Genomic DNA, 11,253 nt, shown 5'->3' on the forward strand with positions numbered 1-11,253 from the left:
TACTTTTTTTTAATCTCACGTTAATCGGATGATTGGGCCGGGATCAGATCGCCAATGGTTTATGAAATCTTTATATATCAATCGGTTAGGATGGCTTTGCAGCCTTCAAAAAAGCCCCAGCTGGGGGTTTGAGGCTTCTTTCGTCGTTCGCGAAGTCGCTCCATCTTGCGGAAAACGTTCACCAACACCCCATTTTTCGCGGTATTTCAGCATTAGAGCGGTGATGCGCTGCTGGTACTCGCGCGGCAAAAACGCTCTCCCGGCAAACCGCTTCTGGTATGACGAAACAAGTCTGGGGAAATGCTGCTGCAGGAACGGCATGAAGACTCTTTCCGCGCACGGTTTCAAGAAAAGTGGATTGGCGAATACAAAAGCGGCCCCTACGCCGGCCGCAGCTTTGGCCAGCTCTTCCAGATCCGCCGGAGAATCGGTAAGGCCGGGCAGCACCGGAGCGCAATTGACGCCCGCGCGAACACCGGCGTCCACCAGGCGTTTGACGGCTTGCAAACGCAGATCAGGACGCGGCGCCCGAGGTTCTAATAGGCGCGCCAATTCTGCGTTCAGGGTGGTGATGGTCACGCAGATGGTCAGCCGATTGTTCCGCGCGATCTCCTGCAGCAGTTCAACGTCGCGCAGAATGAGAGTTGATTTGGTTACCAGGCCCAGTCCCAGCCCGCGGTGCTGTGCCAGTTCCTGCAGGATGGCGCGGGTGATTTCGAATCTCTTTTCCGCCGGCTGATAAGGGTCGGTGGCGGTGCCTATGGCGATGTCCTGTCCCGCACGGACCTTCTTGAGTTCGCGGCGCAGCACATGCCCGGTGTGCTGCTTGACGTAAATCTTGCGTTCGAAATCGCGGGCATCTCGCAGCTCCATAAACTCGTGGGTGTAGCGGGCATAGCAGTAGTGGCAGCCGAATTCGCAACCGCGATACGGATTGATCATCCAGGCAAAGGGCACGCTCCGCGAGTTGCAGCGCGCCAGCAGCGTGCGGTTCTCCAGCGTGATGTATTCGACCTGATGACCGTCGGCCAGAGCTTCGCCTTGGGCGGCCAGTTTGGCGATGCCCACCAAAGGCTGTTGGGGCTCGAGTTGGGGGAAGAGGGAGGCCACGGGACATTTCGTATTTTATTCGCTCTAATTAGGATAGCGCAGCGGCGGTGAGCTTTGCAAGGCAATTTCTCTTGGAGGGTTAACTCAGGAGCAGACTGGCCGCTGCACGGTCGGCGATCCACAACAGGCGGCCGTTTGCTGGATTCACTTGTCGCGCGGGGAATCGCATGCCATTCGCGGAAGCAAAGGCGTCCCGCATGATTTGTGCTTTGCCCGCCCCGGAGACCAGAAAGACCACGTTGGCGGCGCGGTTCAGGACAGGCAGCGTCAGCGTGATGCGCTCACCCTTCTGCGTTGTCGGGTTGGCGACGACCAGGCGCGCATTTTCGTTCAGAGCAGGACTGCCGGGAAATAGGGAAGCGGTGTGGCCGTCGTCGCCCATGCCCAAGAGGATGAGGTCGAAGCGGGGCCACTCGCCCGGCTGCACCTGAAAAAACTCGCGCAACGCGGATTCGTATTGGGCGGCGGCTGCGGGGGCGTCCAGCTCGGCGCGTACGCGATGCACGTTGGCTTCCGGGATAGGCGCCTTGCTGACCAGGGTTTCGCGGACCATACGGTAGTTACTGTCAGGGTGGTCGGGCGGAACGTGACGTTCGTCGCCGAAGAAGAGGTGGATCTTGTCCCAAGGCAGCTTCCCGGCTGGTTCCTTCGCCAGCAACTCATAGACTCCGCGCGGGGTGTTGCCGCCGGCCAGGGCCACCGCGAACCGCCCAGACTGCGCAATCGCGGCGTGCGCGCAAGTGCAGAATTCATCAACAGCGTTGCGGTTCAGGCCGGCGGCGTCAGGTACCACACGCAGGTAGTCGGGCTTGGTTGGGGGAGCCATGGGACGCAATCCTCAAACAACAGCGAGTTTTCAACCGGCGGTAGAATCCAATTTCGCGGACGGCATTACGCTGGGCCGTTCTTTCGAAAGAGCGCCGAGCAGGGCCCAGCGCGCCGCGCCGATGAGCCCCACTTTATCATTGGTGATCACCTTGACCGGGACCTTCTCCAGCAGCGGTTGCATGCGTCCTTTGGAAATGAACGCCCGCAAAAATGCTTCTTCCTGCAGCTTGGGCAAAATCTTGGTGGCGATGCCTCCGCTCACGAAGACTCCGGCGGTGGCCAGAAAACGCAGCGCCAGATTGCCCGCTTCCGCGCCGTACGCGGCGATGAAAATGTCCAGGCTGCGTTCACAGATCGCCGCTTTTGCTTCCATGCCAAGTTCTGAGATCAGCGCGGATGCGTCGGCAGCCTGTGTGAGTTGGTCGCGCAGCCACGCGGGTTCCGGTTCGCTTCCAGAGTCGCGCAGAAAGTCGTAGATGTTCTTCAAGCCTGGGCCGGAGAGGACGCGTTCCCAGCTTACATGGCCGAATTTTTTCGCCAGATACTGATACAACCGACTTTCCAAATCGTTGTTGGGAGAAAAATCTGCGTGGCCGCCTTCGCAGGCAAAAGGTTGGCGGCGCGTGCCGTCCCAATAGAGTCCGGCTTCGCCGAGGCCCGTTCCCGCGGCAATCAGCGCGGCGTTGCCTTCACCTGGTTCCGCGGAATTCAGGGAAACAAAGTCAGCGGCCGCCAGCCCATCAATGCCGGACGCGTGCGCCGCCAGATCATTGATCAACGCCACGTGGGCCAGACCAAGTTGCTGCTGGAGTTGCGAAGCATCCACCGTCCAGGGCAAATTGGAAACTTTAGCTTTTCCACCGACCACCGGACCGGCGATGCCGAAGCACGCAGCGCTCACGTTTGCGCTTAGGCTCTTCACGAAGTCGCTGACAATGTCTTCCAGTCCCGAGTAATCGCGGCTGGGATAGATCTTTTCCACCGCCAGGCGTAACGGCCCGGCGTCGGACTGGAACAAAGCGAGCCGGGTGTTGGTTCCGCCGATATCGCCGGCCAGAATCGTCGTCGCCATTATTGCGGGATCTTTCTCCAGGAACGTTCATCGCGGGCGACGATGTCGTCGGCTTCCTTGGGTCCCCAGGAGCCGGAGGCGTAGTTGGGGAAGCTGCGCGGGGGCAGGGCTTTCCATACGTCGAGAATGGGATTCACCACGCTCCATCCGGCCTCCACCATGTCCGCGCGCTGGAAGAGCGTTTGATCGCCCATGATGCCGTCATAGAGCAGGACTTCATACCCGGTATTGGGGGTGACGCCGAAATAATCCGCGTAGTTGAACTCCATCTGTACCGGGCCCACGCGCATCTGCGCGCCTGGAATTTTCGCGCCAAAGCTCATCGAGATACCTTCACTCGGCGCGATGTTCATGATCAGCTCGTTGGGTTTGAGGCTGCTGACCGGCGTATCGCGGAACAGGACCAGCGGCGCACGCTTGAATTGAATGGCGATCTCCGTATGCCGCGCCGCCAGCCGTTTTCCTGTTCGTAAATAGAACGGGACGCCCGCCCATCGCCAATTATCAATGAGCAGCTTGAGCGCAACGAAGGTCTCCGTACGGGAATCCGCAGGCACGCCTTGCTCGGTGCGGTAGGCGGGCAGGCGTTCATCGCCGGCCAGGCCTTCGCCATATTGTCCTCGCACAGCCTGTTGCAGCACGTCGTCGCCGCTCAGTGGCTGAATGGCGTGCAGGATCTTGGATTGCTCGTCATGCACCGCGTCCGGGCTGAAGGAAATGGGCGGCTCCATGGTGGTGAGCGATAGCAACTGCAAAATATGGTTGGGGACCATGTCGCGCAGCGTGCCGGCGGTGTCAAAGTATCCGCCGCGCTGCTCCACGCCTACGGTCTCCGCCACCATGATCTGGATGTGGTCCACATACCGCCGGTTCCAAGTAGGCTCAAAGATGCCGTTGCTGAAGCGGAACACCAAAATGTTTTGGACGGTCTCTTTTCCCAGATAGTGGTCAATGCGGAAAATCTGTCCTTCCGTGAGGACTTTGCGCACCTGGCGGTTGAGCGCTCGCGCCGATTCCAGATCGCTGCCAAAGGGTTTTTCGAAGACCACCCTGCGCCACTGGCCGTCTTTTTCACAGGCCAGGCCGGCAGTGCCCAGGCGGTCGGTGATGTCGCCGAAGAAAACCGGGCTGGTAGCGAGGTAGAAGAAGTAGTTGCCGTGAGTATTGTGGTTCTTGTCGGCCTCGGCCAGCGCCTGCGCCAGGCGGGTGTACATGGCGGGATCATCGAAAGCGCCGGAGACGTAATACAGGCGGCGCAGGAGCCAATCGCGCAGATCGTTGTCCACGCTCCCGGTGGCGAAGCTTTGCAGCTTCTGTCCCATCAGTTGCCGGAACTGGTCGGCGGAGTAGTCGCTGCGTCCCACGCAGACAATGGCGAACTCACGCGAAAGCAGCTTGCTCTTGGCCAGGTTGTACAGCGCAGGGAAGAGCTTGCGCGCGGTGAGGTCCCCGGTGGCGCCAAAGATCACCATCACGCACGGGACGGTTTGCCGCGGCGGCGGAGCAGCCTGTGCATTGGCGTTGGCTTTTGCATTATTTAGGGCGACCGGCGTTTGTTCTGTCTGTGGCACGAGTGCGTTCGCTCCGGAGGCGGAGATCAATCCTGGCCTCTATCTGTTATCTTCATTTTTTTGGCGATTCCACGTGGCCGCCAAACTTCTGGCGCATGGCGCTGAGCATTTTCTCCGCGAAGGTGTGCTCCTGGCGCGATCGAAAGCGCGTATATAGCGCTACTGAAAGCACGTCGGCCGGCACGGCTTCATCTATTGCGGCCATGATGGTCCAGCGGCCTTCGCCGGAATCCTGCACAAAGCCTTCGTATTCGGAAAGTGTGGGATTCTCCGCCAGCGCCATCGCTGTCAGGTCCAGCAGCCATGACGACACCACACTGCCTCGCCGCCATACTTCCGCGATGTCCGGCAGATTCAAGTCGTAGCGATAATCTTTGTTGAGCTGGTCCGAACTGGCATTGCGGAAGATGTCAAAGCCCTCGGCGTACGCCTGCATCAGGCCGTATTCGATTCCGTTGTGCACCATCTTCACAAAGTGGCCGGCGCCGGACGGTCCGCAATAGATGTAGCCCAGCTCGGACGTGCCGCCCAGCTTCTCGCGTCCGGGCGTGCGGGGAATGTCTCCGATGCCTGGGGCCAGCGTTCGGAAGATGGGATCAAGGCGGTCAAACGCCTCATTGGGTCCGCCGATCATCATGCAGTAGCCGCGGTCCAGTCCCCAAACGCCGCCGCTGGTGCCCACGTCAATGTAGTGAATGCCGCGGTCTTTCAGTTGCTGCGAGCGCCGCACGTCGTCTTTGAAATAAGAATTGCCGCCGTCAATGATTGTGTCTCCGGCTTCAAACTTCTGGGCCAGCGCGTTGACGGTTTGTTCGGTGGGGTCGCCCGCGGGAACCATGATCCATGCCGCGCGCGGCTTGGTCAGCTTGGCGACGAAATCGTCGAGCGACGCCGAGCCGATGGCGCCTTCGTTCGCCAGCGCGGCGACGTTCTGCGGGTTGAGATCAGAGACCACGCACTGGTGGCCGCCGCGAAGCAGCCGTCGCACCATGTTGGCGCCCATGCGGCCCAGACCGACCATTCCTAGTTGCATTCGTTCGTCCTTCGGTTCGGAATTTCAGAAAGAACTAGTCCAGCGCCGCATCTATCGCCTTCCCCATCTTCTCCAGCCCGACCTTTACGTCTTTCCCCAAGTGCACTCGCAGGGCGCGGCGGTTGCGATCCGCCAGGACCTGGAAGTCGCCGCGCGCTTGCGCCGCTTTCACCACGCCAAACGTGTATTTCTGGCCGGGGACGGGCAGGTCCACGGCGTCATCGCAGGTGATTTGCAGGAAGACGCCGCTGTTGGGACCGCCTTTGTACGCCTGTCCGGTGGAGTGCAGGAAGCGTGGACCAAAGCCCAAGCACGTGGCGACGTGCTGGCGGTCGCGGACCATATGGCGCATGACCTGCAAGCTGTCCTCGTGCTCACGGTTCATCTCGATGTAAGCCAACAGCGCCATGTAATCCCCGGCGTCCAACTGGCCCAGATGCGCGCGCAACACGCTCTCCAGATTGAAGTGTCCGGCGGCGAGTTTCTTTAGCTTCTGCGCATTGCGATCGTCAGCAAACAGCTTGATGCCGTCTTCTTCCAGCAACGCGGTCTCCGCGGGAAGCTTGCCGGACGTCTCATATTCTGAAGTCAGCTGCTTGGTGGCAGTTTTGCGGGCTTCCACGTCCGGCTGGTTGAAGGCGTTGATGCCCAGGATGGACCCGGCCACCGCGGTCGCAATCTCCCAGCGGAAGAATTCCTGGCCAATATCGTAGATGTCGGCAATATCAATCCTGACCACCGGCTGCGCGGCTTTCCTCAGGGCTTCCAGGGCAGCTTCTTGCGCAGCGTCCACGCCGCTGGCCAGGCGCAAATAGACGAACACGCGATCACTGCCGTACACCGGCGGCGCGCCGAGCTTCTCGCGGTCCACTGGAATAAGTCCTTTGCCTTGCTTGCCCGTGCTCTCCGCCAAAAGCTGCTCCAGCCACGCGCCCAGATCGTAGATGGCCGGCGAAGCAACGATGGTGACCTTGTTGCGCCCCTGGTTGGCCAGCGTTCCCAGGATCGCGCCCAGTACAGCGCCTGGATTCTGCTCCACCGGCACGCTGCCGGCGCAGGCTCGGACCATTTGCTCCGTGCGGTCCAGCAGGTGATTGAGATTAAGCCCCATCACCGCGGCAGGCACCAGGCCAAAGTTAGACAGCGCCGAATATCGCCCACCGATGCTGGGAACGCCGAAAAAGATCTTGCAGAAGCGGTCCGTCTCGGCGACCTGTTGCATCTTGGAGCCAGGATCGGTGATGGCGACAAATTGCTTGCCCGCGTTCTCTTTGCCTACAACCTGCTGCACGCGGTCGAAGAAGTATTGCTTGAAGATGTTGGGCTCCAGCGTGCTGCCTGATTTGCTGGCGACAATGAACAGCGTTTTGGCGATATCAATCTGGCTTTCGACGGCCTTGACCTGCGCCGGGTCGGTGGAGTCCAGCACATGCAGCTCGGGATGGCCGGGCTGCTTGCCGAAGGTCAGCTTCAGTACTTCCGGACACAAGCTCGATCCGCCCATGCCCAGAAGCAAGGCGTGGGTGAATCCGGCTTTGGCAGCGTCGTCCGCAACGGCGGTAAACTGCTGCTGCAAGGCTGCGCGATCATCCAAAACGTGCAGCCAGCCGAGCCACTTGTCCTCGTCGCTCTTGCTCCACAGGGACGCGTCGCCCTTCCACAGGCGGTTCATCTTGTCGTTCAATTGCCAGTCTTTGAGCGTGGCGTCCACGGCTTGCTTGAGTTGCGCGGGAAAATCAGCGTATTTGGGGACCGCCGCAGCGGTGGGCGCTGACGGAACGGACTTCTTGGCTTCCACCGCCGCCAGCAGCTTGGTGAAAGCGTCATCGAACAGCTTGATGCCGTCGTCCAGCAATTTCTCCGTAACTTCCTGCATGGAGATGCCGGCGGTCTCCAGGCTGGCCATAGTGCGGTCAGCGGCGGACAAGTCACGGTCAATGGTGCGCTCCACGCGGCCGTGATCGCGGAAGGCGTCAAGGGTCACCGGAGGAATGGTGTTCACCGTCTCCGGGCCAATCAACTGGTCCACGTACAGCACGTCAGAGTAGTCAGGATTCTTGGTGCCGGTGCTGGCCCACAGCAGGCGCTGGGTCTGTGCGCCGCGCGAGGCCAGGGCCTTCCACCGCGGTCCGGAGAACAGTTGACCATACTTGTGATACGCCTGCTTGGCGTTGGCGATGGCCACTTTCCCCAGCAGGCCTTGCAACAATAACTTTTCCTGCGGGCTGCTTACATTCTTGAGCCGGGCGGCGACAATGGAGTCCACCAGGGTGTCAATGCGGCTGACAAAGAAGCTGGCCACGCTGGCGATCTTGCTCACGTCCCCGCCGGCGTTATGCAGAATCTCCAGGCCGTCAATGAAGGCTTCCGCTACGCGCTCGTAGGCTTCCTGCGCGAACAGCAGCGTGATGTTGATGTTAAGGCCTTCGCCCGTCAGCTGGCGGATCGCCGGGACGCCTTCCGGCGTGCCGGGAACTTTGATCATCAGGTTCTCGCGATTCACCGCCTTCCACAGGCGGCGCGCTTCATCAATGGTCCCTTGGGTGTTGCGTGCCAGGGTAGGCGAAACTTCCAGGCTCACGTAGCCATCGCGGCGGCTGGTCGCTTGATATACGGGGCGGAGCAGATCGGCGGCGCCCTGTATGTCACGAATCGCAACGCGTTCAAAGATTTCTGCGGCGCTTAGCCCCTGGGCGCGCAGTTGCTCCAGAAAGTCAGCGTAGTCCTTGCTGCCGGTGATGGCTTTTTCGAAGATCGCCGGATTTGACGTCATGCCGCGCAGGCCGTCTTCGCTGATCAACCGCTGCAGCTCGCCGTTGAGGAGAAGATCGCGGCGGATGTAATCCAGCCACACCGACTGGCCGAGTTCCTGCAGCTGCAACAGGGGATTGGCGTGGACCACGCTGCTTGATGGATTCTTGTCAACGGTAGGTACAGGATTCATGATTGCTTCTCCTTGGCCGCTGCAGCCGGCGCGTAACGTTGCTCAATCTTCAGCACCTTGGCCAGCCGGCGTTGGTGACGCTCTTCCGCGGTATAGCGCGCGTTTAGAAAAATGGTGCACAGGTCCTTGGCCAACTCCGGTCCAATCACCCGCGAACCCAGGACCAGCACGTTGATATTGTCATGCTCCACCCCCTGGTGAGCGGAGTAGCCGTCATGGCAAAGACCGGCGCGGATGCCGGGAATCTTGTTCGCGGCCACGGACGCGCCCACCCCGCTGCCGCAGATCAGTATGCCGCGTTCGGAGCCTCCTTGGATGACGCCCAGAGCTACTTTTTCCGCGAAGTCAGGATAATCCACCGGTTCCGCGCTGGTTGTGCCCACGTCCGCCAACTGGTGGCCGGCGGCGCGCAGGTGGGCGATGAGCACTGCCTTCAGTTCAAAGCCAGCATGATCAGAACCAATGGTTACGCGCATGTTCCTCTTAGGGCGAAGCGAAATCGGCGCTCGGGAAATATCGGCTCCGAATAAGCCTACAACTAAATTGCCATTCCGTGGGCAGCGAGCCCGGTGGAAATCGTGGCGAAAAAGCTGGCCACCTGGCAACTCTCGTTCCGAAACCCTATGTTATAGAGATTCGGAAACATCCGCAGGGTTTCGTCCGCTTTTGGATTAATGCTGGTCATCGCTGAAGAGGCCATGGCGGCCCCGCCCAGACGCAGATTTTCCAGTTGCCTAGGACTTAGGGAGTCCGCGCAATGCGGCAAGAAAGCAAAAAGCGCGGCCAGGTTGAGCCGCGCTCTCTTCTAAAGAGGCAAGAGGAGTCACAAAGGTAGTCGCCAGACCGGCGGTGACACCCCCTTGGCAACCACCACCGGTCTAGATGCTTCTCCGTTCATCCTGCCCACTAGTGCGGGTTAGAACGAAAACGTTTCATTGCGGGAAAAGAAAATTTTCGCTCGGCTGGCCGAACTCATCCTTTCGACGAAGCTCAATCTCAAGAAATCAGGGTCTAAGCCGTTACCCGGACGCCACATTTATTAGAGCTTCTAATCTAACTGTCGCCTCGGCGCACTTCCAGCAAAGCGATGCCGGTCACTTGCGCACCTGGCAAACTATTGATTCCTAAAGTACTAACAGCCAGCGTCGTGAATGCCGTTTCCCGCTGTGTGACGGCCATCACGCTAGGTCTTAAACCCTCACACCTAATATCGCGCCATTGGAAGCAAATCGTTTGAGGCGAAGGCCCGATATGAAATCCAACTTTGACATTCAAAACACCCCCTTGGTCGCCATTTGGGAAATCAACCACTCCGACGCACAGACTCATCAAGCCGAAGATCAGGTCTGTGCGATCTGCCAGGGGCCGGCCCACGTGGTGGCCACCGATGAACAGCCAGACGCGCTGGAGCTAAACACCCACGAAGCCGAGAAGCTGATCCGCGACATGGCCGAACTGGCTCCGCCGATCCTGAACATCACTGGCGGCGATCCGCTGCGGCGACCGGACCTTTATTGCCTGATTGACTACGCGGTGGGGCGAGGCCTGCGTCCGGTGCTGGCGTTACCTGCGACCCCGCTTTTGGACCGCACAGCGATTGCCGAACTGAAACACGCCGGGCTGTCACGCCTGTCGCTCAATTTGGACGGCGCGTCGCCCGAGCTTCATGACTTGATTTCCGGCGTGCACGGTTCTTACGCCCGCACCATGGAAGCGGTGCACTGGGCCAACGATTGGCGCCTGCCCCTGCAGATCACCACGCACTTGAGCGCGCACAACCTGAATGACCTGGAAAACCTGGCGGCCTTGCTGAAAACTTGCAAGACCGTGTTGTGGACCGTGGTTTTTCCTGTCCCGGCAAGCAAGAGCGAGATGGAGAAGCTGCCGTCAGCGGCCGAGTTCGAACAGACTTTTGCCACTCTGTACAAGATCGCCCAGCAAGTTTCATTCAAGATCAAGACGGTTGAAGCCCAGCACTACCGCCGTTACGTTTTGCAGCAAGGGGCCAAGGCGCGGACGGACAAGTTGTGGAGGGCCAAGTCCTTCGCCCAAGGTATTCCGGGAGTACTGCCGGTGAATGAAGCCAAGGCCACGGTCTTCGTTTCCAGCACCGGGGAGGTCTATCCCAGCCCCTCTCTCCGTATTTCTGCGGGCAACGTTCGCGTGCAGAAGCTGGCCGATATCTACCGCGGTTCAGAGCTGTTCATGTCCCTGCGCGACTCCGCCAGCCTGAAAGGCAAGTGTGGCGAGTGTGGATTCAAGGTCGTCTGCGGCGGATCGCGCGCGCGCGCCATGGTCCTGCAGGATGACATGTTTCAGCAGGACGCCACCTGTATCTACCACCCGGGCGCGCAAAAGCAAGCGCGCAAGAAACAAGCTCCCAAACTTCCGCTGCAGCAGGTGGCGGTAGAGAAGCCTTAAAGAAGGATTTGCCCCCAAGAGCTTCCTCGGAACCAAGGTAGACGCACTGATCCCAAACCGAGTCGAGTCGAGGCGTGGCATAGCCGCTGCGCCTCGACTCGTCGTTTTATGGGTGGCGGAGGCCGTGGCAGGCTGGGCCTCTCAGAAGCGAGCAAAAAGCTCCTAGAAATAGTCAAGGGCCAGAGCTTCCGGGTCTCTGGCCCTTAATAGCAGTCGACGGATGAGCCTGCTTCTGTAGCAGTAGAGTCGGAAAGACGGCTTGAAATATAGGCCA

At 59.8% G+C, this 11,253-nt stretch carries 8 protein-coding genes; 1 reads left to right on the plus strand and 7 read right to left on the minus strand.

All coding sequences use genetic code 11. From position 1 onward, the window contains the following. Positions 1-105: 105 nt before the first annotated feature. From LAO20_19630 to rpiB, 7 genes are all read right to left on the minus strand, one after another. A complete protein-coding gene (locus LAO20_19630) occupies positions 106-1,110 on the minus strand; it encodes a radical SAM protein (protein ID MBZ5533647.1) in 1,005 nt (334 codons plus the stop codon). A 79-nt stretch (positions 1,111-1,189) separates the two neighbouring features. Beyond that, on the minus strand, positions 1,190-1,936 hold the full coding sequence (gene pgl, locus LAO20_19635) for a 6-phosphogluconolactonase (protein ID MBZ5533648.1): 747 nt from the start codon (positions 1,934-1,936) through the stop codon (positions 1,190-1,192). A 30-nt stretch (positions 1,937-1,966) separates the two neighbouring features. Further along, on the minus strand, positions 1,967-3,010 hold the full coding sequence (glk, locus tag LAO20_19640) for a glucokinase (GenBank protein MBZ5533649.1): 1,044 nt from the start codon (positions 3,008-3,010) through the stop codon (positions 1,967-1,969). Then, positions 3,010-4,482, minus strand: coding sequence for a glucose-6-phosphate dehydrogenase (gene zwf, locus LAO20_19645; protein MBZ5533650.1), 1,473 nt, complete (start codon positions 4,480-4,482; stop codon positions 3,010-3,012). Before zwf ends, glk begins: the two co-directional genes overlap by 1 nt. 151 nt (positions 4,483-4,633) lie before the next feature. Further along, on the minus strand, positions 4,634-5,614 hold the full coding sequence (gene gnd / locus LAO20_19650) for a decarboxylating 6-phosphogluconate dehydrogenase (protein MBZ5533651.1): 981 nt from the start codon (positions 5,612-5,614) through the stop codon (positions 4,634-4,636). Positions 5,615-5,648: 34 nt separating this feature from the next. Further along, positions 5,649-8,558: a bifunctional transaldolase/phosoglucose isomerase gene (locus LAO20_19655; GenBank protein MBZ5533652.1), complete on the minus strand. Its 2,910-nt coding sequence runs from the start codon at positions 8,556-8,558 to the stop codon at positions 5,649-5,651. Next, complete coding sequence (gene rpiB, locus LAO20_19660) at positions 8,555-9,034, minus strand: ribose 5-phosphate isomerase B (GenBank protein MBZ5533653.1); 480 nt, start codon at positions 9,032-9,034, stop codon at positions 8,555-8,557. Before rpiB ends, LAO20_19655 begins: the two co-directional genes overlap by 4 nt. Before the next feature lie 775 nt (positions 9,035-9,809). Here rpiB and LAO20_19665 point away from each other — a divergent pair. Continuing rightward, positions 9,810-10,979, plus strand: coding sequence for a radical SAM protein (locus tag LAO20_19665; GenBank protein MBZ5533654.1), 1,170 nt, complete (start codon positions 9,810-9,812; stop codon positions 10,977-10,979). The last annotated feature ends 274 nt before the right edge of the window (positions 10,980-11,253 follow it).

The organism is Terriglobia bacterium (assembly GCA_020072815.1).
GTDB lineage: Bacteria > Acidobacteriota > Terriglobia > Terriglobales > Acidobacteriaceae > Angelobacter.

What these genes read in the sequence shown, in the direction of transcription:
- pgl (MBZ5533648.1), bottom strand. Translation starts at nt 1,936, where the DNA reads ATGGCTCCCCCAACCAAGCCCGACTACCTGCGTGTGGTACCTGACGCC.
- glk (MBZ5533649.1), bottom strand. Translation starts at nt 3,010, where the DNA reads ATGGCGACGACGATTCTGGCCGGCGATATCGGCGGAACCAACACCCGG.
- zwf (MBZ5533650.1), bottom strand. Translation starts at nt 4,482, where the DNA reads ATGGTGATCTTTGGCGCCACCGGGGACCTCACCGCGCGCAAGCTCTTC.
- gnd (MBZ5533651.1), bottom strand. Translation starts at nt 5,614, where the DNA reads ATGCAACTAGGAATGGTCGGTCTGGGCCGCATGGGCGCCAACATGGTG.
- LAO20_19655 (MBZ5533652.1), bottom strand. Translation starts at nt 8,558, where the DNA reads ATGAATCCTGTACCTACCGTTGACAAGAATCCATCAAGCAGCGTGGTC.
- rpiB (MBZ5533653.1), bottom strand. Translation starts at nt 9,034, where the DNA reads ATGCGCGTAACCATTGGTTCTGATCATGCTGGCTTTGAACTGAAGGCA.
- LAO20_19665 (MBZ5533654.1), top strand. Translation starts at nt 9,810, where the DNA reads ATGAAATCCAACTTTGACATTCAAAACACCCCCTTGGTCGCCATTTGG.